This window comes from Serinicoccus shuyuelongi (assembly GCF_045032955.1).
Taxonomy (GTDB): Bacteria; Actinomycetota; Actinomycetes; order Actinomycetales; family Dermatophilaceae; genus Ornithinicoccus.
The window spans coordinates 755,930-777,455 of sequence record NZ_JBJFZU010000002.1 but is presented as its reverse complement, the minus strand read 5'-3'; the positions used below and the strand labels follow the sequence as shown (position 1 = coordinate 777,455).

The following is a 21,526-nucleotide window of genomic DNA, read 5'->3' as shown; positions in this document are numbered from 1 at the left end:
ACGCTCGCCCGGTCGGCTGGTGGGGCGGTGAGAGGGGTCGGGGTCAGCCCTAACCCTGCGCGGCCTCGGACGCCTCGAGCCACTCCAGCTCCAGGGCGTCCTCCTGAGCGATCAGGTCGGCGTCCGCGGCGATGAGACGGGCCAGCTCGTCCGGGTCGGTCGCGGCCGCTGCCATCTGCTCGTGCAACCGCCCCTGCTGGGTATGCAGCCGGTCCAGGGCCTTCTCCACCCGCGCCAGGGTCTTGCGCGCCTCTCGCACCTCGGCGGGACTGAAGCCCTCCCCCGCGGCACCGGCGGGCCCGGACCCACCACCGGACCCGGAGCCGCCCCCGTCGCCCGCCTGCCCCGGCAGCGCCCCGGCCGAGGGCGCCGAACGGCGACCGACCCCGGCCCGCCGCAGCTCCAGGTACTGCTCCACCCCACCGGGCAGGTCCCGCAGGTCACCGTCACCGAGCAACGCCAGCTGGCGGTCCGTCATCCGCTCCAGCAGGTACCGGTCGTGCGAGACCACCAGCAGCGTCCCGGCCCACCCGTCGAGGACGTCCTCCATCGCGGTCAGGGTGTCGATGTCCAGGTCGTTGGTCGGCTCGTCGAGCATCAGCACGTTCGGCTCGTCCATCAGCAGCCGGACGAACTGCAGCCGGCGCCGCTCCCCACCCGACAGGTCCCCGACCCGGGACTGCTGGCGGCCTCCGGAGAACCCGAGCCGCTTGGCCAGCGAGCTCGCGGAGACCTCCTTGCCGTCGATCATCGTGAACGAACGCACCTCCGTCACCGCGTCGATCACGCTCCATCCGGCGACCCGGTCCAGCTCGCGCAACTCCTGGCTCAGGCACGCCACCTTGACCGTCTTGCCGGTCTTCAGCTTGCCCGCGGCCAGCGGGTGATCGCCCTGCAGGACCCGCAGCAGGGTCGACTTGCCGGCACCGTTGACGCCGACCACGCCATACCGGTCGCCCGGCCCGATCCGCCAGGTGACGTCCTGCAGCAGGACCCGCTCGCCCACCGTGACCGTGGCGTTCAGCAGGTCGAGCACGTCCTTGCCCAGCCGGGTGGTGGCGAAGCGCACCAGCTCCACCGCGTCCCGGGGCGGCGGCTCACCCTCGATCAGCTCGGTCGCGGCGTCGATCCGGAACTTGGGCTTGCTGGTCCGTGCCGGGGCCCCGCGGCGCAGCCAGGCCAGCTCCTTGCGGGCGAGGTTGGCGCGTCGTTCCTGGGTCACCTTCGCGACCCGCTGCCGTTCCACCTTGGCCAGCACGAACGCTGCGTACCCACCCTCGTAGGTGTGCACCTGCCCGTCCTCAACCTCCCAGGTGGCGGTGCAGACGGCGTCCAGGAACCACCGGTCGTGGGTGACCACCACCAGCGCGCTGCCCTGGCCGCGGTTGCCCCGCCGCCGCCCGGACAGGTATGCCGCCAGCCACGCGACCCCCTCCACGTCCAGGTGGTTGGTGGGCTCGTCCAGCACCAGCAGGTCCGGGTCGGCCACCAGCAGCGAGGCCAGCGCCAACCGCCGCCGCTCACCACCGGAGAGCGGGCCGACCCTCGCGTGCCAGCCGCCGACCGCCGGGGCGTCGGTGCCCCCGAGCAGCCCCTGCAGCACCTCCCGGACGCGGGCGTCGCCAGCCCACTCGTGCTCGTCGAGGTCGCCCAGCACCACCTGCGCGATGGTGGCCTCCGGGTCGAGGACGTCCGTCTGGCTGAGCATGCCCATGGTCACGTCGCCGGTGCGGATGACCCTGCCGCCGTCCAGCTCGCGCCGACCGGTGAGCACCGAGAGCAGCGAGGTCTTGCCGCCGCCGTTGCGGCCGACGACGCCGACCCGGTCACCGTCGAGGACACCGACCGAGACGCCGTCCAGGAGCACCTGGGTGCCGGCCAGCAGGTGGGCGCGGTCGAGCGTGACCAGGCTCGCCGACGGGGCCGTGGCCGCCGCCATCAGCCGGTCACCGGCCCCGGGGGCCCCGGGCGGTGCGGCGTGGGCAGGGCCCGGTAGGGCTCCGGGGAGTTGCGGTGGTGCACCACCTGAGCACCGGGTACCGGGCCGGTGGCGCGGACGATGTCACCGTGCGGGCCGTTGGCCGCCAGCCCGACGGACAGGTCGATGGCCTCCGTCTGGGACCCGACCAGGAAGGCGACGGTGGGTCCGGACCCGGAGACCAGGGCACCCCGCGCGCCCAGGTCCAGCCCGGCGGCGAGCGCCTCCGAGAGCACCGGCTGCAACGAGATCGCGGCGTCCTGCAGGTCGTTGTGCAGGGCGTCCGCCACCGCGTCGGTGTCCATCCGGCGCAGCGCGGCCATCAGCTCGCCCGAGGGCTCCGGGGTGCCCGGCACCGTTCCCGCCTCCTCACGGAGGCGGTCCCACTCGGCATACACCTCCGGGGTGGACAGGGACAGATCTTCCCCGGCCCAGAGCACCCAGTGCAGCTCCCCCCGGGCCAGCACCGAGGTCACCTGCTCGCCGCGGCCGGTGCCGATCGCGGTGCCCCCGTGCAGCAGGAAGGGGACGTCGGAGCCGAGGCCGGCGGCGATGCCCTCCAGCATGTCGTTCTCGATGTGGTCCAGCGCCCACAGCTCACGGCAGCCGACCAGGGCGGCGGCGGCGTCCGCACTGCCACCGGCCATCCCGCCGGCCACCGGGATGTTCTTGTCGATGTCGATCCGCACCGGGTCCACCTTGGCCCGACGGGCGCGACGACGGGCCAGCGTCCTGGCGGCGACCAGCGCCAGGTTGCTGGCGTCGGCCGGGACCCGGTCCCCCCAGGGGCCGGTCACGTGCACGGACCAGTCGTCGGCGGGCTGCACGGTGACCGTGTCGTAGAGGCTGACGGCGTGGTAGATCGTGGACAGCTCGTGGTAGCCGTCCTCGCGCAGCGGTCCGACGGAGAGCCCGAGGTTGATCTTCCCGGGCACCCGCACGGTGACGGTCTCCGCCTGCGACGTCATGCACTCACCCTATGGTGTGCGCCCCGGCCGTCTCCCACAGCCTCCGACCGGCCGCGGCGATCCGGGCGAAGTCCTCGACGGACAGCACCTCACCGCGGGCGCGCGGGTCGACCTCTGCCTCGCGCAGCACCTCCTCGGCCCGGGCCGGCGACCCGGCCCAGCCCCCCAGGGCCGCCCGCAGCGTCTTGCGGCGCTGGGCGAAGGCGGCGTCGACGACGGCGAAGACCTGCTCCCGGGTGGCGGTGGTCGCCGGGGGCTCGCTGCGCACCATCCGGACCAGGCCGGAGTCGACGTTGGGGGCCGGCCAGAAGACGTTGCGGCCGATCCGCCCGGCGCCGGAGACGTCGGCATACCAGGCCGCCTTGACGCTGGGGACGCCGTAGACCTTGCTGCCCGGCGTCGCCGCGAGCCGCTCGGCCACCTCCAGCTGGACCATCACCAGGACCTTCTCCAGGGTGGGCACCGTGGCCAGCAGGTGAAGCACCACCGGGACCGCCACGTTGTAGGGCAGGTTCGCGACCAGCGCCGTCGGCTGCGGGTCGGGCAGCCCGGTGATCCGCAGCGCGTCCGCCTGCAGCACGGTGAGCCGTCCGGCGAGGTGTGCGTCATGCTCGGCGACGGTCACCGGCAGCTGCGCGGCCAGCGTCGGGTCGATCTCCACCGCGGTGACGTGGCGCACCTGCGGCAGCAGCGCAAGGGTGAGCGACCCCAGCCCGGGGCCGACCTCGAGCACGACGTCCTCCGGGTCGAGGCCGGCGACCCGGACGATCCGGCGGACGGTGCCCTTGTCGATGACGAAGTTCTGCCCCCACGACTTGGTCGGCCGGATCCCCAACCGGGACGCCAGGTCGCGGACCTCGGCCGGCCCGAGCAGGTGCTCGGCGCCGTCGCCCGGGGGCGTCACCGGCTCGGACTCGTCACTCACGGACCGCATCCTCTCACCCCGTCGATGGCGAGTGCGGTCACCGTAGCCGGACCTTCATCGCACTACAGGGCGATGAAGGTCTCCCTATGGTGACCGCACTCCCGCTGGGGTGGGCTCCGGGGCGGGTGGCGTGGCGTGTGCGCCATCCGGCATGCCGGGGCCGGGCCTCACGAGGTATGCCGGTCGTCCCGAGGACGCCACCGCTCACCACGGCCCGTAGACGGCCTCGCTGTTGGCGGAGATCGCCTCGCACAGCTGAGGCACGCTGGTGTTCAGGGTGGCGGCCATCGCCCGCACCGTCAGCGGCACCAGGTAGGGCGCGTTGGTCCGGCCCCGGTGCGGGTGCGGCGTCAGGTAGGGGGCGTCGGTCTCCACCAGCAGGTGCTCCAGCGGCGTCACCGAGAGCGCGTTGCGCAGGTCGGTGGCGTTCTTGAAGGTCACCGTGCCGGCGAAGGACAGGTAGTAGCCCCGGCGCACGCACTCCCGGGCCATCTCCATGTCCCCGGAGAAGCAGTGCAGCACGGTCCGCTCCGGCGCTCCCTCCTCGGCCAGGATCCTCAGCACGTCCTGGTGCGCGTCCCGGTCGTGGATCTGCAGCGCCAGCCCCAGCTCCTTGGCGATGCCGATGTGCGCCCGGAAGGACTCCTGCTGGGCCGCGACCCCTTCGGGGCCTGTGCGGAAGTAGTCCAGGCCGGTCTCCCCGACGACCCGCACCCGGGGGCGCCGGGCCAGCTCGCGGATCTCGCCGAGGGCGTCCTCCAGGTCACCGGCCTGCTCGTGCCGGGGCGCCTCGTTCGGGTGCAGCGCCACCCCGCCGAGCAGCGACGGGTGGTCCTCGATCACCCGCACCGTCCAGCGTGCGGACTCCAGGTCGCAGCCGATCTGCACCACCCGGTCCACCCCGACGGCGGCCGCCTCGGCGAGGGCCTGCGCCGGCTCCGGCGGCGCCTCGCCGTCCCGGTGGATGTCCAGGTGGGCATGGTTGTCGACCACCGCGACCGGCAGCCGGTCCGGCGCCGGGGGGCGCGAGGTCATACCGGGTCCTGCTGCCCCACCAGACCGAGACGGGCCCGCTCGGTCTCGACCACCGAGGGGTCGAGCTTGGTGAAGATCGGTGACGGCTTCGCCACCGCGGCCCCGGCCGCGACCGGGCGGTGCGCCCAACGGGGCGCGCCCGCGTAGTCGCCGGTGACGATGGGGTAGTCCGGCCGTTCCGGGTCGTCCAGGTCGCTGACCGTCTGCACGACCGGCATCGGCTGGAACTCACCCTCACCACCCAGCGCCTGGTGCACCGCGGTGGAGGAGTGCGGCAGGTACGGCGAGAGGATCGTGTTCAGGTCCAGCACCGCCTGCGCCAGGGTGTGCAGCACGGTCGCCAGGCGCTCGCGCTGATCGTCACCCTTGAGCTTGAACGGCTCGGTGGTGGAGACGTAGGCGTTCGCCTCGCCGACCAGGCGCATCGCCTCGGTCAGCGCCGCCTTCTGCTTGTGCCCCGCGATCAGCCCGCCGACGACGTCGAAGCCCTCCCGGACCTGACGCAGCAGCGCCTCGTCGACCTCCTCCAGCGGACCCGGCTCGGGGATCTCGCCGAAGTTCTTGGCGATCATCGTCGCGGTCCGGTTGACCAGGTTGCCCCAGCCGGCGACGAGCTCGGTGTTGGTGCGCTTGACGAACTCGGGCCAGTTGAAGTCGGAGTCGGCCGTCTCCGGCGCGGCCGCCGAGAGGAAGTAGCGCACCGCGTCCGGCTGGTAGCGCTCGAGGACGTCACGGACGTAGATGACGATGTTGCGCGACGTGGAGAACTGGCGCCCCTCCATGGTCAGGAACTCGCTCGAGACCACCTCGGTGGGCAGGTTCAGCTCACCGAACGGGCCGACCTCGCCGCCCTTCGCACCCCGCCCGTTGTGCGCCAGCAGCTCGGCCGGCCAGATCTGGGAGTGGAAGGTGATGTTGTCCTTGCCCATGAAGTAGTAGGACAGCTGGTCGGCCACCGCGCCCTGCACCCACCACTCGCGCCAGCGCTCGGACTGGTCGCCGGGCAGGCGTCGGGCCCACTCGACCGAGGCGGACAGGTAGCCGATGACGGCGTCGAACCAGACGTAGAGCTTCTTCGTCGGGTTCTCCTGCCACCCCTCGAGCGGGATCGTGATGCCCCAGTCGATGTCGCGGGTCATCGCCCGCGGCCGGATCTCGGCCAGGATGTTCTGCGAGAACCGGATGACGTTGGGCCGCCACAGACCGCTGGCCTCCCGCCCGTCCAGCCACTCCCCGAGCGCCTCGGCCAGCGCCGGCAGGTCGAGGAAGAAGTGCTCGGTGTCCCGGAACTCCGGGGTCTCCCCGTTGATCTTGGACCGGGGGTCGAGCAGGTCGGCCGGGTCGAGCTGGTTGCCGCAGCTGTCGCACTGGTCGCCGCGAGCCTCGGCATACCCGCAGATGGGGCAGGTGCCCTCGATGTAGCGGTCCGGCAGGGTGCGGCCGGTGGACGGGCTGATCGCGACCTGCTGGGTCTGCTCGACCATGTAGCCGTTGTGCCAGCAGGCCAGGAACATCCGCTGCACCACGTCGTCGTGGTTGGCGGTGGTGGTCCGGGTGTAGAGGTCGTAGGACACCCCGAGCGCGGCGAGGTCCTCCGCGATCACCCGGTGGTTGGTGTCGATGAACTCCTGCGGGCTCTGCCCGGCCTTGTCCGCCTGCACCAGGATCGGGGTGCCGTGCTCGTCCGAGCCGGAGATCATCAGCACCTCGTGGCCCGCCATCCGCATGTACCGGCTGAAGACGTCGGAGGGGACGCCGAACCCGGCGACGTGGCCCAGGTGACGTGGGCCGTTGGCGTACGGCCAGGCGACGGCGGACAGGACGTGGCTCATGGTCCGCCAGTCTAGGTGGGGCGGGTCGCGGGACCGTGGCCGGCGTTGGTGATACTGCAGGTATGACGACCCTCGCCGACTTCCGCGCCGACTCCCTCACCGGCCACCCGGTCGACCTCGCCGACCACGCGGGCAAGGTCGTGGTGGTCGTGAACACGGCCAGCAACTGCGGCTTCACCCCCCAGTACGCCGGTCTCGAACGGCTGCACCAGGAGCTGGCCTGTGACGGGCTGGTCATCCTGGGCTTCCCGTGCGACCAGTTCGGCGGCCAGGAGCCGGGCACCGAGGCCGAGATCGGCGACTTCTGCGAGCAGAACTACGGGGTGAGCTTCCCGATGTTCGCCAAGGTCGACGTCAACGGCCCGGGCGCGCACCCGCTCTTCGCCTGGCTGCGCAGCGAGGCCTCCGGCCTGGTCGGCGACAAGATCCGGTGGAACTTCACCAAGTTCCTGGTCGGCCGGGACGGCACCGTGCTCAAGCGGTATGCCCCGACCACGGACCCGGCCAAGATGCGCGACGACATCCTGGCGGCCCTGGCCGCCTGAGCGCGTTCAGGACCCGTCAGGCTTCTCGATGTCCCGGACCTCGAGGCCCGGGAACGCCGTGCCGACGCCCTGCTCCACCGAGACGGGGTCGAAGGTCACCGCGGTGTCGACGGCGCGGTCACCGGTGGTGTCGATCCCCGAGATGCAATCCTGGGGTATGCCCTCGCACCGGACCCGGGTGACGAAGATCGCGAGGCCCGGGTCGGGGCCGTCCTCGACCGACACACCGCCGGTGCCCTGCGTGGCACCCACCACGACGGAACCCTCCGGGGTCAGCACAGGCGTACCGGCCGCGGACGTGACCCCGTCCTCGAGCGCGACCTCCCGGCCGACGTAGACGACGACCACCTCGCCGTCCGGGCCGTCCGGCTGCACCGCCACCCCGGCACCCTCGACCTGGCCGTCCATCAGCACCGCACCGTCCTCGGGGTCCCGTGCCACCCACGCGTCCCATTCCTCGCTGGTCCCGACGGTGAGGTCCCCGACCTCCCAGGTCTGCAGGTCGGGGGCCTCGCTCACCGGGGAGGAGTACCCGGCCGGCACGGCCGGTGGGGTGGTCCCAGGCATCGCGCCGTCCGTCACGGCCAGCCACAGGCCACCCGCCACCGCCAGGGTCCCGACCCCGGCACCGACCCCCGCCACCCGGCGGCGCCGGACCCGTCGACGCCCGTGCGCCAGCAGCGTCCCCGTGTCGAGCTCGCTCGGTGGTGCCGCGTCGGCGGCCTCCCGCAGGAGTCGTGTCATCGCCTCAGACATAGCGCTCCTCCTCGTGCAGCAACGGCCGGACGGCGGCCAGACCCCGTGAGGTGTAGCTCTTCACCGCACCCACGCTGATCCCGACCGCCGCCGCGGTCTCCTTCTCGGACAGGTCCAGGTAGTGCCGCAGCACGACGCACTCCCGCTCGCGGGGCGCGATCCGTTGGAGCGCCCGCACCACGTCCACGGTGTCCGGCACCGTCCGGTCCGCGTGCTCCGGCACCTCGTCGCGCAGCACCTCGCGGCGGCGCGAGCGCCAACGGTCGGTGTGCAGGTTGGACATCACCCGGCGCGCGTAGGCCAAGGGCTGCGCCGACGCCGTGGACCACTTCACGTAGACCCGGACGAAGGTCTCCTGCAGCAGGTCCTCCGCGCCGTGCTGATCGGCGGTCAGCAACCAGGCATACCCGTGCAGGGTCGTCCGGCTGGCCTCGACGAACGCGACGTACGCCCGCTCCTGGTCACCTCGCACCCCGCGGCGCTCCTCTCGCTCCTCGACAGACACTCACCACCGGAAACGGCGCGACCCCCGGAAAGGTTGTGGGGCGTGCGGATCCGTCCCCCGTGGTTGACTTGAGCGGACGGCTCCCGCCGGGGGTCGCCCACGCCAGGAGGCCTGATCGTGCTCGCTGCCCTCACCGGAACCGGTCTGTCGGCCGCCGCGGGGCTGAACGCCTACATCCCGTTCATCCTCGTGGCGCTCATCGCGCGTTTCACCGACGTCGTCACCCTGCCGCACCAGTACGCCTGGATCGAGTCCAACTGGGCCATCGGCATCGCGGCGGTGCTGCTCCTCTCCGAGGTGGTGCTGGACAAGGTGGCGTTGGTGGACCACCTCAACGACGCGGTCGGCACCTTCGTCCGCCCGGCGACCGGCGGTCTCATCTTCGCGGCCACGACCGCGGCCGGCGACTTCGAGCAGGGCTCCTCGTTCATGCAGGACAACCCCTGGATCGGAGTGCTGCTGGGCATCGTCACCGCCGGCATCGTGCACACCGCCAAGGCGGTCACCCGTCCGGTGGTCAACGCCGGCACCGCAGGGCTGGGCACCCCGGTCGTCTCCGCGGCCGAGGACGGCGCCGCCCTGACGCTGTCGCTGATCGCCATCTTCATCCCGGTGCTGGTGGTCTTCCTGCTGCTGCTCCTGCTGTGGGGCCTGTTCGCCCTCTGGCGGCGCAACCGACGGCGCAAGCAGCACCGTGACCAGCTGATGTCGGACGCCGGCTACAGCTGAGCCTGCTCCTGCGGCACAGACTGCACCCGCAGCAGCGCCGCGGTCAGTCCGCAGACGAGCGTCATCAGGATCAGCCCGCCGCCGAGCAGCAGAATGGTGCGAGTCAGCAGCGGCAGCACGTCGTAGAGCCCACCGAACTCCCGGAACCAGGAGAAGGTGCCGTTGAGCGCGGCCAGCAGGCTGACGATCGCCGCGATCCCGCCGAGCCCGTTGCCCCGGCGCCGGTTGACCAGCCACCCGGCGACCACCCCCAGCACGCCGCCGACCGCGGCCGCGACCCCGGCCCAGACCATGTCCGAGATCGCCACCTCCGTGGTCGCCGGGAGCATCTGGCTGGTGGCGTACCCGGCGACCAGCGCCGCGAGCACCCCACCGAGGAGACCGCCCAGGATCGCGTGCCAGTTGTAGCTCATCCGCCAGTCCTTCGTCACAGGGAAGCGCCTGCACGGGCAGGACGCGGGGAGTCAGTCTCAGCACGGGGTTCCGTGCCTGTCAAGGGTGCCGCGCGCGCAGCGCCTCCTCGTAGAGGTCCCGGGCCGACAGCCCGGTGTCGGCCGCCACGTCACGGCACACGTCCTTGAGGCGCTCACCGGCGGCCACCCGCTCCAGCACCTGGGGTATGACCTCGGCCGGATCGCCCGGTCCGCTGGCGGCTCGCCCCGCCACCACCACGGTGATCTCGCCGCGGACGCCGTCTGCGGCCCAGTCCACCAGCTCGGACAACGGTCCCCGGCGGACCTCCTCGTAGGTCTTAGTGAGCTCCCGGCAGACGGCCGCCGGGCGGTCGGCCCCCAGGGTGGTGGCCATCGACCCCAGGGTCGCCGCCAGCCGGTGCGGCGCCTCGAAGAAGACCATCGTCCGGGGTTCCTGCGCCAGCGCGGCCAGGGTCCGCTCCCGCTCCCCCTGCTTGCGGGGCAGGAAGCCCTCGAAGCAGAAGCGGTCGACGGGCAGCCCGCTGAGCGCCAGCGACATCAGCACGGCTGACGGGCCGGGCACGCAGGTCACCGGCAGGTCCGCGGCGACGCACGCCTCGACCAGCCGGAAGCCGGGGTCGGAGACCGAGGGCATACCGGCGTCGGTGACGAGCAGCACCCGGGCCCCGGCGGCGACCCGCTCCACCAGTTCCGGCGTGCGGGAGGCCTCGTTGTGCTCGTGGTAGCTGACCAGCTCGCCGCCGACGGCGACCCCGAGCCGGTCGGTCAGCCGGCGCAGCCGACGGGTATCCTCGGCGGCCACCACGTCAGCGGTCGTCAGCTCCTCGACGAGTCGGGGGCTGGCGTCCCGGACGTCCCCGATCGGGGTCGCGGCGAGCACCAGGGCGGCCACCCGTGCGGGACCGGGCGGGTCCGCCTGCGCGGGCATACCCGGTCCCCCGGACTCAGCCGTTGCCGTAGCCGGCCCGGCGGTAGTCGGCGTTCAGCTGGCTGATGACGTTCAGCGGGATCCCCTTGGGGCAGGCGCGGCTGCACTCGCCCAGGTTGGTGCACCCGCCGAAGCCCTCGTGGTCGTGCGTCTCGCTCATCGCCACCACGCGCGCGTCGCGCTCGGGCTGGCCCTGCGGCAGCTCCCCGAGGTGGGTGACCTTGGCGCCCATGAAGAGCATCCCGGAGGCGTTCGGGCAGGCCGCGACACAGGCGCCGCAGCCGATGCACTCGGCCGCCATGAACGCGCGGTCCGCGTCCTCCTTGGGCACCGGGGTGGCGTGCGCGTCCGGCGCGGAGCCGGTGTTGGCCGAGACGAACCCGCCGGCCTGGATGATCCGGTCGAAGGACGCACGGTCCACCACCAGGTCCTTGATCACCGGGAACGGCTCGGCGCGCCAGGGCTCGATGACGATCTCGTCGCCGTCGTTGAAGCTGCGCATGTGCAGCTGGCAGGTGGTGGTCCGCTCCGGCCCGTGGGCCTCGCCGTTGATCACCACGCCGCAGGCTCCGCAGATGCCTTCACGGCAGTCGGAGTCGAAGGCGACCGGCTCCTCACCCTTGTCGCTGAGCTGCTCGTTGAGCAGGTCGAGCATCTCCAGGAACGAGCTGTCCTCGGAGACCCCGTCGATGTCGTACCGGACCATCTGGCCCTGGTCCTGCGGACCCTGCTGGCGCCAGATCTTGAGGGCGAGCTTCACTTGTAGCTCCTCTGCTTCAGCTCGATGTGCTCGTACACGAGGTCTTCCTTGTGCAGGATCGGTGCCTCGTCGTCACCGCCCCATTCCCAGGCCGCGACATAGGCGTACTCGTCGTCGTGACGCAGCGCCTCACCGTCCTCGGTCTGGCTCTCGGCGCGGAAGTGGCCGCCGCAGGACTCGCGGCGGTGCAGCGCGTCGACGCACATGAGCTCGCCGAGCTCGAAGAAGTCGGCGACCCTGCCCGCCTTCTCCAGCGACTGGTTGAGACCCATCGGGTCCCCCAGCACGCGCACGTTGGACCAGAAGTCGTGGCGCAGCGCGCGGATCTCCTCGATCGCCTCGCGCAGGCCCTCCTCGCTGCGCTCCATGCCGCACTTCTCCCACATGATCTTGCCGAGGGCCTTGTGGTACGAGTCGACCGAGCGGGTGCCGTTGACCGACATCAGCCGCTCGACCCGCGCCTGGACCTCCTGCTGGGCCTCGACCACGGCCGGGTCGTCCTCGGCGACAGGCGTGAACGGGCCCTTGGCCAGGTAGTCACGGATGGTGTTCGGCAGCACGAAGTAGCCGTCGGCCAGGCCCTGCATCAGCGCGGAGGCGCCGAGCCGGTTGGCCCCGTGGTCGGAGAAGTTGGCCTCGCCGGTGACGAACAGCCCGGGGATCGTGGACTCCAGGTCGTAGTCGACCCACAGCCCGCCCATCGTGTAGTGCACCGCCGGGTAGATGCGCATCGGGACCGCGTACGGGTTCTCCCCGGTGATCCGCTCGTACATGTCGAAGAGGTTGCCGTACTTGTTGCGGACCGCGTCCTCACCGAGCCGGGAGATGGCGTCGGCGAAGTCCAGGTAGACGCCGCGCCGGACCCCGTCGACCGCCGGGCCCACACCGCGACCCTCGTCGCACATGTTCTTGGCCTGCCGGGAGGCGATGTCGCGAGGCACCAGGTTGCCGAAGCCGGGGTAGATCCGCTCCAGGTAGTAGTCGCGGTCCTCCTCGGGGATCTCCTGCGGGTTCTTGTCGCAGTCCTCCTCCTTCTTCGGCACCCAGATCCGGCCGTCGTTGCGCAGCGACTCGCTCATCAGCGTCAGCTTGGACTGGTGCTCGCCGGCCTGCGGGATGCAGGTCGGGTGGATCTGCGTGTAGCAGGGGTTGCCGAAGTAGGCGCCCTTGCGGTGCGCCCGCCAGGAGGCGGTGACGTTGCAGCCCATCGCGTTGGTCGACAGGTAGAAGACGTTGCCGTACCCGCCGGAGGCGAGCACCACGGCGTCCGCCATGTGCGTCTCGATCTCACCGGTGACCATGTCGCGGGCGATGATCCCGCGGGCCTTCCCGTCGACGACGACCAGCTCGAGCATCTCGTGCCGGGCGAACATCTCCACGGTGCCGGCGGCGATCTGCCGCTCCAGCGCCTGGTATGCCCCGATCAGCAGCTGCTGGCCCGTCTGGCCGCGCGCGTAGAAGGTCCGCGACACCTGGACCCCACCGAAGGAGCGGTTGTCCAGCAGCCCGCCGTACTCACGCGCGAAGGGGACGCCCTGGGCGACGCACTGGTCGATGATGTCGGCGCTGACCTCGGCCAGCCGGTAGACGTTGGTCTCCCGGGAGCGGTAGTCACCGCCCTTGACCGTGTCGTAGAAGAGCCGGTGGGTGGAGTCGCCGTCGCCCTTGTAGTTCTTGGCGGCGTTGATCCCGCCCTGGGCGGCGATGGAGTGCGCGCGGCGGGGGCTGTCCTGGTAGCAGAACGACTTGACCTGGTACCCGGCCTCGCCGAGGGTGGCGCCGGCGGAGGCACCGGCCAGGCCGGTGCCCACGATGATCACCGACAGCTTGCGCCGGTTGGCCGGGTTGACCAGGGCAGCGTCGAACTGCCGGGTGGTCCACTTGCTCGCGATGTCACCGGCCGGGGCCTTGGTGTCGGCGACAGGCTCGCCCTCGCGGTAGAGGCCTGCGATCAGGGTCTCAGTCATGGTGGTGATCGAACCTCACTCGATGATGCCGAACAGGATGGCGAAGGGCGGGATCAGGAAGCCCACCACGACGACGGTGGCGAGCGCGACCGAGACGAACCTGATCTGCTCGGCGCGCTTCAGGGAGGTGTTCAGGCCCAGGGTCATCGCCGCGCCCCAGACGCCGTGCAGCAGGTGCATCCCCAGGGCGACCATCGCCAGCACGTAGATGAGCACCACCCACCAGATGTCGAAGCTGCTGATGACGCGCTCGGCCGGGCTCTCGAAGGCGCCCGCAGGGGTGACCGTCTGGGTGGTGAAGTGCAGGATGTGGAAGATGACGAAGGCCAGCAGGGCCAGCCCGCCCCAGCGCATGGCCTTGGCGTAGAAGCCTCCGTAGCTGGTCTTCTTCTTCCCGGCGTAGCGCGTCTTGCGGGCCTGTCCTGCCCGGGCCCACAGGGCCATGGTGGCCCACACGTGTCCGACCAGGGAGACCAGCAGCGCGATCCGGAAGACCCACAGGAACCCGCGCTCCGGGAGCATCGGCTCACCGAACGTCCGCAGGTGGTGGGCGTACTCGTCGAACGGCTCACGTCCGACCAGGATCCACAGGTTGCCGGCCATGTGCGCCAGCACGAAGAGCACGAAGAACAACCCGGTGACCGCGACGACGGTCTTGAGCAGGATGCTCGACCTTCCCTTGCGGACCGTCGGCGAGGGAGCAGTTGAAGTGGCCACGACCTTGATTCTACAACCGCGACGAGCGCGGATCGTCGCGGCCTCCCCGGTCCCCGCCGCAGCGATCGGTGGCACGAGGGGCCGCCCGGGGACGACCTACGATGGCCGGTATGGAGTCACTGCGGGCGCGCCTGCTCGGCCCGGCGCCCGCGGCTCACGACCATGAGCGCGTCGGCACCGCCCGGCAGCGCCGGATCGCCACCTGGGGGATCCTGCTGGTCACCCTCGTCGGCGGCGCGTTGCGCCTGTGGCGGTTGGGGCATCCGGACCGGCTGGTGTTCGACGAGACGTACTACGTCAAGCAGGCCTGGTCGCTGATCAGGTACGGGCACGAGCGGGAGATCCGCGAGGGCCTGGAGGATCCGGACGCCCTCTTCACGAACGGCGACCCGGACGTCTTCGGCGGCCAGCCGGACCTGGTCGTCCACCCACCGGTGGGCAAGTGGATGATCGGGCTCGGCGAGCTGGTCACCGGTCCTGAGTCCGCCCTCGGCTGGCGGCTGTCCTCGGCGACCGTGGGCACCCTGTCGATCGCGCTGCTCGGGGTCGTCGCCTGGCTGATCTGGCGCAACGCCCTGCTGGCCATCAGCGCCGCCACCCTGCTCGCGGTGGACGGTCACCACTTCGCCCAGTCCCGGATCGGCCTGCTGGACATCTTCCTCATGTGGTGGGTGCTGGTGGCCTTCCTGCTGCTGCTGCTGGACCGGGAGCAGGGCCGGCGCCGACTGGCTCAGCGGTGGGGTCCGTGGTGGGAGCGCACGCACGGACCGGCGGCCGCCCGGTCCCCCGTACCGCGCACACCGTGGGGGCGCTGGCGCCGCTGGTGGGGTCCCTCGCTGGGGATGCGGTGGTGGCGCCTGGCCGCGGGCATCAGCCTCGGTCTGGCGGTCGGCACCAAGTGGTCGGGGCTGTACTTCCTGGCCGTCTTCGGCCTGATGACCTTCTTCTGGGACCTGGGGGCCCGCCGGGCCGCGGGGGCCCGGGACTGGGCCGTCGGCGCGGTGGTGCGCGACGGCATACCGGCGTTCCTGCTGATGGTGCCCACCTCGGTGCTCACCTATGTCGCGACCTGGGCGGGGTGGTTCCTCACCGACGGCGGCTGGAAGCGCCAGTGGGCGGTGGACAACCCCGCCCCCTCCGGCAGTCCCGCGGCGCTGGTCCCGGACCCGCTGCGCTCGCTGTGGGCCTACCACCAGGAGCAGTGGAACTTCCACGTCGGACTGCAGAACGAGCACGCCTGGAGCTCCAACCCGTGGAGCTGGACGGTGCAGTGGCGCCCCACCCTGTTCTACGCGGACTGGCCCGAGCAGGGCGAGAAGGGGTGCGAGGCCGCCCGGTGCGTGGAGTACATCGCCTCGTTGGGCAACGTGGTGCTGTGGTGGGGAGGCACCCTCGCCCTGCTGGTCGCGCTCTTCTGCTGGCTGCTGGGGCGGGACTGGCGGGCCGGGGCGGCGCTGTCCGGGATCGCCGCCGGGTGGCTGCCCTGGTTCCTCTACCAGACCCGCACCATCTACAGCTTCTACGCGATCGCCTTCGTGCCGTGGCTGGTGCTGGTGGTCGTCACCTGCCTGGCGCTGGTGCTCGGCACGGACCGCGCCTCACCCCGACGCCGCCGCTGGGGGGCGGTCGTGGTGGTGGGCTACGTGACGCTCGCGGTCGCCTTCTTCGTCTGGTACTGGCCGGTGCACACCGCGATCGTCATCCCGCGGGATCAGTGGGACCTGCGGATGTGGTTCGACTTCTGGACCTGACCGCCCGGGGCCCTCAGCTCACCGACGGCCGCGCGGCGCGCGCGCCGACCACTGCGCACCAGACAGCGACCCCCGACCACAGCACCGACACGGCGGCGATCACCACGGTGAGCGGCACCAGGACGGTGGTGACCGCCGGCAGCACGAGCACGAGGGTCTGGGCCACGGCGAGCAGGGCACAGACGATCAGCAGCACGCCGCCACCGCGGTGCCCTCGGAGCATCCACAGACCCGCCCAGACGGCGAGGCCGGCGAGCACCGGGGACAGCAGCCAGCACACGAGCGAGACCGCGATGATGAGGAACCCGTGGGGGTCCCGTGCCCCGGGCTGCGGGGCACCGGCACCGGGGTCGACGAACCAGACGACCGTGGGCAGCACGGCCAGCAGCACCGGGCTGACCAGCATCACCCGCGCAGCGCGCGCCCGGCTGCGCGAGGTCGCCGGGGGCCGCCGGGGGTCCACCCCTAGGCCTCCAGGCCCATCGCCTCGGCCATCTTGAGGTGCGGGGCGCCCTCCTGGGCACGGCCCGCCCGCTGCAGGGTCCGGGCCAGCACCAGGTGGGCGTAGGCGTCGCTGGGCCAACGCTCGATCATCGAGCGCAGCTCCTGCTCGGCAGGGCCCAGCCGGGCGGAGTGGTAGTAGCTGCGGGCCAGCAGCAGGCGCACCTCGGCGTTGCCCGGGTCCTGGGCCGCGAGTTCCTCCAGCAGTGCCGCGGCGCCCGTGTAGTCCTTCGTCTCGAAGGCGAAGGTCGCCTTGTCGTACCGCGCGCGGTCGTCCCCCGGCGTGTCCTGCGGGAGCTCGAAGCGCACACCCATCTCCTCGTTCATGCCTGCTCTACGTCCGGAAGTCCTCCAGCATTCCCGGGGTGGCCGACCCGGCCAGCTCGACCGCCAGCGCCAGCGGCACGTTCGGCACCACCATCCGCTCGCTGCCCGCGGCCGTGGTCGCGGTCAGGTCGGCGAGCCCGAGCCGACGCTGGAAGTAGCTCTGGTGCACGACCCAACCGATGACGCCCGCGCGCTCCAGCACCTGCCGGGTCCGGATGAAGGCCCCCGTCTGCACGATCACGTAGCCCTCCGTCAGCCCGTGGCCCAGATTGCGCCAGGACGCCTCGGCGAGGGCCAGGTTGAGCAGCCCGGCGGCACCGAGCACGGCCAGCGGGATCCACCACGGCCAGGTCTGGAACCACCAGACGTCGATCCAGTAGGTGGGCACCGCCACCAGGGCCGCGAGGAAGAGGCTGCCCCACTGCTCGCTGACGTGGATCCGGCGCCGGGCCCGGGGGCCGTGGCCGGTGAGCTGCTGGGTGAGCGGGCCCTCCTCCTGCAGCAGGGCGTGCCCGACGGACTGCACCACCTGCCGGGGTGCCGGGGGGAGCAGCTTGATGGTGCCGCCCAGGCCGACGCCGGTGGCACGGGCGCTGAGCTCGGCACCCTTGACGAACCTGAGGAGGAACTGCTCGCTCATGGTGACGCCGCGGATCTTCTCGCTCTCGATGGTCTGGCTGCGGGTCGTCAGCAGCCCGCGGGTGGTGCGGATGGTGCCGCCCCGCTCCCGGACCACCCGCAGGTTCCACCAGTTCAGGACGTAGGCGGCGGTGGACACCAGCACCCAGGCCACCACCAGCACCAGCAGGGCCCCGGCCACGAGCAGCAGCACCGACTGGGCCACCACCCACGCCCAGGAGTCCTGGACGACGCCCACCTCGTCGACCGGCAGGTCGTCCCCGAACTGTCCGAGGACACCCAGCGCGCCCGCCACCACGACCAGGCTGGAGAGGCTGAACGGGGCATACCGCAGCCAGCCCCAGTCGATCCGGGCGAGCTCCTCCTCGCGGTCGGCCCCGGCCGGCGGTCGTGCCGCCGCGGGCTCGCCCTCGGAGGATGCCGGGTCCGCCACCCCCTCGGTATGCCGATCGCCCGCCACCGCCTCCGTCCCCTCCGGACCGGTCACCTCCGAGCGGTCCAGCAGGTAGCTGCGCATCCGGGAGGACTGCTCGCGGGTCAGCCCGTCCAGCTCGATCTGGGTGGCATCCACCCCGGTGCCGATCTTGACCTTCGCCAGCCCCAGGACCCGGTGCACAGGGGTGGACTCGATGTCGACGCTGCGGATCCGGTCCAGCGGGGCCGTCACCACCTTGCGGCTCAGCACGCCGGTGCGCAGCTGCAGCTGCTCGGCGGTGAACCGGTACCGGGTGAAGAACCAGGACACGACACCGAAGACGACGGCCAGCACGGCGCCGCCGACGACGAACCACAACCACCCGTTGCTCTCGCCCCGGTTGAAACCGAAGGTGATCAGCAGCAGCGGCACGGCCATCGACATCAGCGATCGGACCGGGTGGACCATCAGCATCCGCGGACTCAGGCGGTGCCAGCCCTCGGCGTCCGGGACGGACAGGCCCGGGGGCGGCGGCGGCGCGCTGCCGTCCTCCTGGAGCGCCGGGGGCCCGGTGGGCGGGGGGAGCTCCGGGCTGCTCACGTCGCGTCGCCCCGCGTCTGACCGGTGACCCGGGCCAGCTCGGCGGTCACCCGGTCGGCGACGTCCGTGTCCAGGCACACCAGGGTGATCGGACCGGCGGCCGACGCGGTGGTCACCGTGACATTCGCCAGCCGGTAGAGCCGCATCAGCGGCCCCCGCTCGGTGTCGACCGTCTGCACCCGCGACAGCGGCGCGATGCGCTGGTCCCGGGAGAGCCACCCAGACTGGGCGAAGACCCGTTCGCCGGTGACCTCCCAGCGGGTGCGGCGATACCGGATGGTCGGCTCCAGGGCCACCTCGAGCACGTTGTAGGCCATGATCACCAGGAACAGCGGGCCCAGCCAGCGACCGACCCCGTCGGGGACGAACCAGTAGATGGCGAAGAGCACCCCCCAGGTGATGGCCGAGGACACCAGGTTGCGCAGCACCCAGTACTTCACCGCCCGCGGGTTCACCCGGTGCGCCGGCTCGCGCAGGACCGGGCCCTCGTGGGCCAGGGTCGGCTGGACGACGCTCATCCGAGCGTCGCCACCATCAGCGCCTTGATGGTGTGCAGCCGGTTCTCCGCCTGGTCGAAGACGATGCTCGCCGGCGACTCGAAGACCTCATCGGTCACCTCGAGTCCGTTCCTCAGCTCTGGGTTGGTCGACATCAGTGCTTGCCCCACCTCCGTGTCGGTGTCGTGGAAGGCCGGCAGGCAGTGCATGAAGCGTGCCGCCGGGTTGTGCGTGGCCGCCATGAGCTCGGCGTTGACCTGGTAGGGCAGCAACAGCTCGATCCGCTCCTGCCAGGCGCTGGCCGGCTCCCCCATGGAGACCCAGACATCAGTGTGCACGACGTCGACGCCGTCCACCGCCCGGTGGGGGTCCGCGGTGACGGTCAGCCGGGCGCCCGTCCCGGCGGCCACCTCCTCGCACAGCCGGACGACCGCCGGCTCCGGCTGCAGACCCTCGGGGGCCGCGATCCGGACGTCCATCCCGAGCTTGGCTCCCAGCAGCAGCAGCGAGTGGCCGGTGTTGTTGCGGGCGTCGCCGAGGTAGGCGTAGGACATCTGCTCCCACGGCTTGTCGACGTGCTCGCGCATCGTCTGCGCGTCGGCCAGCATCTGGGTCGGGTGCCACGCGTCGGTGAGGCCGTTGTAGACCGGCACCCCGGCATACCGTGCCAGCTCCTCGACCGTGGACTGGGCGGAGCCGCGGTACTGGATGGCGTCGTACATCCGGCCCAGCACCCTGGCGGTGTCCTTGGTCGACTCCTTGTGGCCGATCTGGGTGCTCGAGGGGTGCAGGAAGCTGGTGTGCGCACCCTGGTCCGCGGCCGCCACCTCGAAGGCGGAGCGGGTGCGGGTGGAGGTCTTCTCGAAGATGAGCGCGACCGAGCGGCCGACCAGGCGTCGCTGCTCACGGCGGGACGCCTTGTCCGCCTTGAGCTCGTCCGCCAGGTCGAGCAGCGCCACGATCTCCGCGGGGCTCTCCTCGACCAGCGACAGCAGGCTGCGACCACGCAGGTTGACCGCCATGTGCTGACTCCTTCTCGTGCCGTGCGCGGCCTCCCGACCGGGCCGTCGCGGCACTATCCTCACACCTGCCGCCCACGCCAGGGCGCCCCCCTGCCCACAGCGAAGGAGTCTGACCCGATGTCGGTCGTCAAGATCAACGCCATCCACGTCCCCGAGGGCGCGGGACCCGAGCTGGAGGCCCGCTTCGCCGCCCGGCGGCACGCGGTGGACTCCCAGCCCGGCTTCGAGGGCTTCCAGCTGCTGCGCCCGGTCGCCGGCGAGGCCCGCTACTTCGTCGTGACCACCTGGGCCAGCCAGCAGGACTTCGAGGCCTGGCGAGACGGGTCCGCCCGCGAGGCCCACAGCGGCGGCAGCAGCCGGCCGGTCGCGACGGGCGCCGACCTGCTCGAGTTCGAGGTCGTCGACCTGGCCGCCGCCGACTGAGCTCGCCCGGACACGACACGACCCCGCCCTCCGGAGCATGTCCGGGGGACGGGGTCGTCCTGGGTGGAGCTGAGGGGAATCGAACCCCTGACCTTCTCATTGCGAACGAGACGCGCTACCAACTGCGCCACAGCCCCTGGTGCAGCCACCGACTATACAGCTCGGCGGGCGGGCCACCCAAACCTGGACCGGTCGTGGCTCAGACCACGCGGTCGATGGCCGGCAGGTCCTCGAACTCCTCGTCCAGGGCCATCTCGGTGCCGTCCGCCGGGAGCTGCTGGGCCCCCTGCCCGGACGCCACCGGCACGCCCCGGTAGGCCTTGGCCTTGAGCGTGTAGGTCGGCGGGGGGACGGGGGTGGGACTCCACGAGCCGGGCTCGTCCACGGTCTCGGCACCTGCCGGCGGGGCAGCGGCGGCGGTCGCCTCGGCGGCCTGGGTGGCGATCGACGCCTCGACCGAGGCGATGTCGTAGACCGCGGGTCGGGGCGTGGCCTCCAGGTCGACGGCGCGCCGTGCGGTCCCGGTCGGGGCGAGCGCGGCCGTGGCACGGGCCTGCGCGGCCAGCGGGGAGCGCTCGGCCTGCGCGGTGGTGGCCACCTCCGGGGCCGGGGCCGCGGTGCGACCGGCCCGGCCGGTGCGACCGGCCCGGCCGGTGCGACCGGCCCGGCTGGTGCGACCGGCCCGGCTGGTGCGACGGTCCCGAGCGGTCGCCACCGACCGACGGACCGCCAGCAGGGTGGCGGCCAGCGTGCCGACCCCGACGAAGCTCCACCACCAGGCGAGCACGCCGCTGACGCCGAGCACCACGAGGGTGACCATCACGGCGGAGGCCACGAGCAGGGCCATCGCGCGGGCCCGGGCCGTGCGGGCGGCCCGGCGGACGGCCGGGCTGGGGCCGACCGCAGTGGCCCCGGTCGCACCGGTGGTCCCGTGCTTGACCACGACCTCGGGTCGGGCCGGGCGGATCGGCGAGGAGGAGTAGGAGGCTCCCTGGCCGGCGGAGGCGTGGGCCTCGGGGCGCGGGAGCGCGCGACGGCGCTCCAGGACCCGCATGGCCTCGGAGAAGCGGTCCACCGAGCGGGCGGTGGCGAGGTGGTCGCGGCGTCGCACCCAGTGCTGGACCAGGTAGACAGCCCACACCGCCAGGATGACGACGAAGATCAGGCTGCTGACTGCTGGCACGGCTTCACGCTAGGCTCCGCGGACCCGGCGGCCGGTGAGGTCGGCGGAGTGTCGCGCAAGTTTCTGCTGTGACTGGTCTGATGTGCCCC

General features: G+C 72.1%; 22 protein-coding genes and 1 tRNA gene. 4 read left to right on the top strand and 19 right to left on the bottom strand.

Annotated elements, in window-relative coordinates; all coding sequences use genetic code 11:
• Positions 1-49 precede the first annotated feature (49 nt).
• From ACI3EY_RS03945 to metG, 5 genes are all read right to left on the bottom strand, one after another.
• Entirely contained in the window at positions 50-1,939 is a 1,890-nt protein-coding gene (locus ACI3EY_RS03945) for an ABC-F family ATP-binding cassette domain-containing protein (protein WP_405039487.1), read from the bottom strand.
• Positions 1,939-2,946: a 4-(cytidine 5'-diphospho)-2-C-methyl-D-erythritol kinase gene (locus ACI3EY_RS03940; RefSeq protein ID WP_405039486.1), complete on the bottom strand. Its 1,008-nt coding sequence runs from the start codon at positions 2,944-2,946 to the stop codon at positions 1,939-1,941. Before ACI3EY_RS03940 ends, ACI3EY_RS03945 begins: the two co-directional genes overlap by 1 nt.
• Positions 2,947-2,950: 4 nt before the next feature.
• Positions 2,951-3,871, bottom strand: a complete 921-nt coding sequence (rsmA, locus tag ACI3EY_RS03935) for a 16S rRNA (adenine(1518)-N(6)/adenine(1519)-N(6))-dimethyltransferase RsmA (protein WP_405039485.1) — start codon at positions 3,869-3,871, stop codon at positions 2,951-2,953.
• Between the two features lie 204 nt (positions 3,872-4,075).
• A complete protein-coding gene (locus tag ACI3EY_RS03930; protein WP_405039484.1) occupies positions 4,076-4,906 on the bottom strand; it encodes a TatD family hydrolase in 831 nt (276 codons plus the stop codon).
• The gene (gene metG, locus ACI3EY_RS03925; protein WP_405039483.1) at positions 4,903-6,738 is read right to left on the bottom strand and encodes a methionine--tRNA ligase; all 1,836 of its coding nucleotides are present in this window, start codon (positions 6,736-6,738) and stop codon (positions 4,903-4,905) included. The genes ACI3EY_RS03930 and metG overlap by 4 nt, the downstream gene beginning before the upstream one ends.
• Positions 6,739-6,800: 62 nt before the next feature.
• On the opposite strand from metG, the gene ACI3EY_RS03920 reads away from it, so the two are divergent.
• The gene (locus tag ACI3EY_RS03920; protein ID WP_405035824.1) at positions 6,801-7,283 is read left to right on the top strand and encodes a glutathione peroxidase; all 483 of its coding nucleotides are present in this window, start codon (positions 6,801-6,803) and stop codon (positions 7,281-7,283) included.
• A 6-nt stretch (positions 7,284-7,289) separates the two neighbouring features.
• Here the strand turns inward: ACI3EY_RS03920 and ACI3EY_RS03915 are convergent, their stop codons facing one another.
• Both ACI3EY_RS03915 and ACI3EY_RS03910 read right to left on the bottom strand, forming a co-directional pair.
• Positions 7,290-8,039, bottom strand: a complete 750-nt coding sequence (locus ACI3EY_RS03915) for a hypothetical protein (protein ID WP_405039482.1) — start codon at positions 8,037-8,039, stop codon at positions 7,290-7,292.
• The gene (locus tag ACI3EY_RS03910) at positions 8,032-8,511 is read right to left on the bottom strand and encodes a SigE family RNA polymerase sigma factor (protein WP_405035822.1); all 480 of its coding nucleotides are present in this window, start codon (positions 8,509-8,511) and stop codon (positions 8,032-8,034) included. Before ACI3EY_RS03910 ends, ACI3EY_RS03915 begins: the two co-directional genes overlap by 8 nt.
• 150 nt (positions 8,512-8,661) lie before the next feature.
• On the opposite strand from ACI3EY_RS03910, the gene ACI3EY_RS03905 reads away from it, so the two are divergent.
• Positions 8,662-9,273, top strand: coding sequence for a DUF4126 domain-containing protein (locus tag ACI3EY_RS03905; RefSeq protein WP_405039481.1), 612 nt, complete (start codon positions 8,662-8,664; stop codon positions 9,271-9,273).
• Here the strand turns inward: ACI3EY_RS03905 and ACI3EY_RS03900 are convergent.
• From ACI3EY_RS03900 to ACI3EY_RS03880, 5 genes are all read right to left on the bottom strand, one after another.
• On the bottom strand, positions 9,264-9,686 hold the full coding sequence (locus tag ACI3EY_RS03900) for a hypothetical protein (RefSeq protein ID WP_405035820.1): 423 nt from the start codon (positions 9,684-9,686) through the stop codon (positions 9,264-9,266). The genes ACI3EY_RS03905 and ACI3EY_RS03900 overlap by 10 nt on opposite strands.
• A 79-nt stretch (positions 9,687-9,765) precedes the next feature.
• Positions 9,766-10,635: a 16S rRNA (cytidine(1402)-2'-O)-methyltransferase gene (rsmI, locus tag ACI3EY_RS03895; protein WP_405039480.1), complete on the bottom strand. Its 870-nt coding sequence runs from the start codon at positions 10,633-10,635 to the stop codon at positions 9,766-9,768.
• A gap of 16 nt (positions 10,636-10,651) precedes the next feature.
• The gene (locus tag ACI3EY_RS03890; protein ID WP_405035818.1) at positions 10,652-11,395 is read right to left on the bottom strand and encodes a succinate dehydrogenase/fumarate reductase iron-sulfur subunit; all 744 of its coding nucleotides are present in this window, start codon (positions 11,393-11,395) and stop codon (positions 10,652-10,654) included.
• Entirely contained in the window at positions 11,392-13,362 is a 1,971-nt protein-coding gene (locus ACI3EY_RS03885) for a fumarate reductase/succinate dehydrogenase flavoprotein subunit (RefSeq protein WP_405039479.1), read from the bottom strand. The genes ACI3EY_RS03890 and ACI3EY_RS03885 overlap by 4 nt, the downstream gene beginning before the upstream one ends.
• 15 nt (positions 13,363-13,377) lie before the next feature.
• Complete coding sequence (locus ACI3EY_RS03880) at positions 13,378-14,079, bottom strand: succinate dehydrogenase cytochrome b subunit (RefSeq protein ID WP_405035816.1); 702 nt, start codon at positions 14,077-14,079, stop codon at positions 13,378-13,380.
• 110 nt (positions 14,080-14,189) lie between these two features.
• Between ACI3EY_RS03880 and ACI3EY_RS03875 the strand changes: the two genes are divergently transcribed.
• Positions 14,190-15,830, top strand: coding sequence for a dolichyl-phosphate-mannose--protein mannosyltransferase (locus ACI3EY_RS03875; protein WP_405039478.1), 1,641 nt, complete (start codon positions 14,190-14,192; stop codon positions 15,828-15,830).
• A gap of 13 nt (positions 15,831-15,843) precedes the next feature.
• Here ACI3EY_RS03875 and ACI3EY_RS03870 read toward each other — a convergent pair whose 3' ends face one another.
• The 5 genes from ACI3EY_RS03870 to argF are packed head-to-tail and all read right to left on the bottom strand — an operon-like array spanning position 15,844 to position 19,831.
• Positions 15,844-16,239, bottom strand: coding sequence for a hypothetical protein (locus ACI3EY_RS03870; RefSeq protein WP_405039477.1), 396 nt, complete (start codon positions 16,237-16,239; stop codon positions 15,844-15,846).
• 56 nt (positions 16,240-16,295) lie between these two features.
• Positions 16,296-16,658 (bottom strand): tetratricopeptide repeat protein, encoded by a 363-nt coding sequence (locus ACI3EY_RS03865; protein WP_405035813.1) that lies wholly within the window; start codon positions 16,656-16,658, stop codon positions 16,296-16,298.
• Positions 16,659-16,665: 7 nt separating this feature from the next.
• Positions 16,666-18,312: a PH domain-containing protein gene (locus tag ACI3EY_RS03860; protein ID WP_405035812.1), complete on the bottom strand. Its 1,647-nt coding sequence runs from the start codon at positions 18,310-18,312 to the stop codon at positions 16,666-16,668.
• Positions 18,309-18,830, bottom strand: coding sequence for a PH domain-containing protein (locus tag ACI3EY_RS03855; protein ID WP_405035811.1), 522 nt, complete (start codon positions 18,828-18,830; stop codon positions 18,309-18,311). Before ACI3EY_RS03855 ends, ACI3EY_RS03860 begins: the two co-directional genes overlap by 4 nt.
• The gene (argF, locus tag ACI3EY_RS03850) at positions 18,827-19,831 is read right to left on the bottom strand and encodes an ornithine carbamoyltransferase (RefSeq protein WP_405035810.1); all 1,005 of its coding nucleotides are present in this window, start codon (positions 19,829-19,831) and stop codon (positions 18,827-18,829) included. Before argF ends, ACI3EY_RS03855 begins: the two co-directional genes overlap by 4 nt.
• A gap of 117 nt (positions 19,832-19,948) precedes the next feature.
• Between argF and ACI3EY_RS03845 the strand changes: the two genes are divergently transcribed.
• On the top strand, positions 19,949-20,254 hold the full coding sequence (locus ACI3EY_RS03845; RefSeq protein WP_405035809.1) for an antibiotic biosynthesis monooxygenase family protein: 306 nt from the start codon (positions 19,949-19,951) through the stop codon (positions 20,252-20,254).
• A 64-nt stretch (positions 20,255-20,318) separates the two neighbouring features.
• Here the strand turns inward: ACI3EY_RS03845 and ACI3EY_RS03840 are convergent.
• Together ACI3EY_RS03840 and ACI3EY_RS03835 are read right to left on the bottom strand one after the other, a co-directional pair.
• Positions 20,319-20,391: transfer RNA gene (locus ACI3EY_RS03840), tRNA-Ala, on the bottom strand.
• A 62-nt stretch (positions 20,392-20,453) separates the two neighbouring features.
• The gene (locus tag ACI3EY_RS03835; protein WP_405039476.1) at positions 20,454-21,437 is read right to left on the bottom strand and encodes a hypothetical protein; all 984 of its coding nucleotides are present in this window, start codon (positions 21,435-21,437) and stop codon (positions 20,454-20,456) included.
• Positions 21,438-21,526 lie beyond the last annotated feature (89 nt).

Excerpts from the sequence above, each read along its gene's own strand:
- ACI3EY_RS03945 (WP_405039487.1), bottom strand. The coding sequence starts at position 1,939 with ATGGCGGCGGCCACGGCCCCGTCGGCGAGCCTGGTCACGCTCGACCGC.
- ACI3EY_RS03940 (WP_405039486.1), bottom strand. The coding sequence starts at position 2,946 with ATGACGTCGCAGGCGGAGACCGTCACCGTGCGGGTGCCCGGGAAGATC.
- ACI3EY_RS03930 (WP_405039484.1), bottom strand. The coding sequence starts at position 4,906 with ATGACCTCGCGCCCCCCGGCGCCGGACCGGCTGCCGGTCGCGGTGGTC.
- metG (WP_405039483.1), bottom strand. The coding sequence starts at position 6,738 with ATGAGCCACGTCCTGTCCGCCGTCGCCTGGCCGTACGCCAACGGCCCA.
- ACI3EY_RS03920 (WP_405035824.1), top strand. The coding sequence starts at position 6,801 with ATGACGACCCTCGCCGACTTCCGCGCCGACTCCCTCACCGGCCACCCG.
- ACI3EY_RS03915 (WP_405039482.1), bottom strand. The coding sequence starts at position 8,039 with ATGTCTGAGGCGATGACACGACTCCTGCGGGAGGCCGCCGACGCGGCA.
- ACI3EY_RS03900 (WP_405035820.1), bottom strand. The coding sequence starts at position 9,686 with ATGAGCTACAACTGGCACGCGATCCTGGGCGGTCTCCTCGGTGGGGTG.
- rsmI (WP_405039480.1), bottom strand. The coding sequence starts at position 10,635 with ATGCCCGCGCAGGCGGACCCGCCCGGTCCCGCACGGGTGGCCGCCCTG.
- ACI3EY_RS03885 (WP_405039479.1), bottom strand. The coding sequence starts at position 13,362 with ATGACTGAGACCCTGATCGCAGGCCTCTACCGCGAGGGCGAGCCTGTC.
- ACI3EY_RS03875 (WP_405039478.1), top strand. The coding sequence starts at position 14,190 with ATGGAGTCACTGCGGGCGCGCCTGCTCGGCCCGGCGCCCGCGGCTCAC.
- ACI3EY_RS03865 (WP_405035813.1), bottom strand. The coding sequence starts at position 16,658 with ATGAACGAGGAGATGGGTGTGCGCTTCGAGCTCCCGCAGGACACGCCG.
- ACI3EY_RS03855 (WP_405035811.1), bottom strand. The coding sequence starts at position 18,830 with ATGAGCGTCGTCCAGCCGACCCTGGCCCACGAGGGCCCGGTCCTGCGC.
- argF (WP_405035810.1), bottom strand. The coding sequence starts at position 19,831 with ATGGCGGTCAACCTGCGTGGTCGCAGCCTGCTGTCGCTGGTCGAGGAG.
- ACI3EY_RS03845 (WP_405035809.1), top strand. The coding sequence starts at position 19,949 with ATGTCGGTCGTCAAGATCAACGCCATCCACGTCCCCGAGGGCGCGGGA.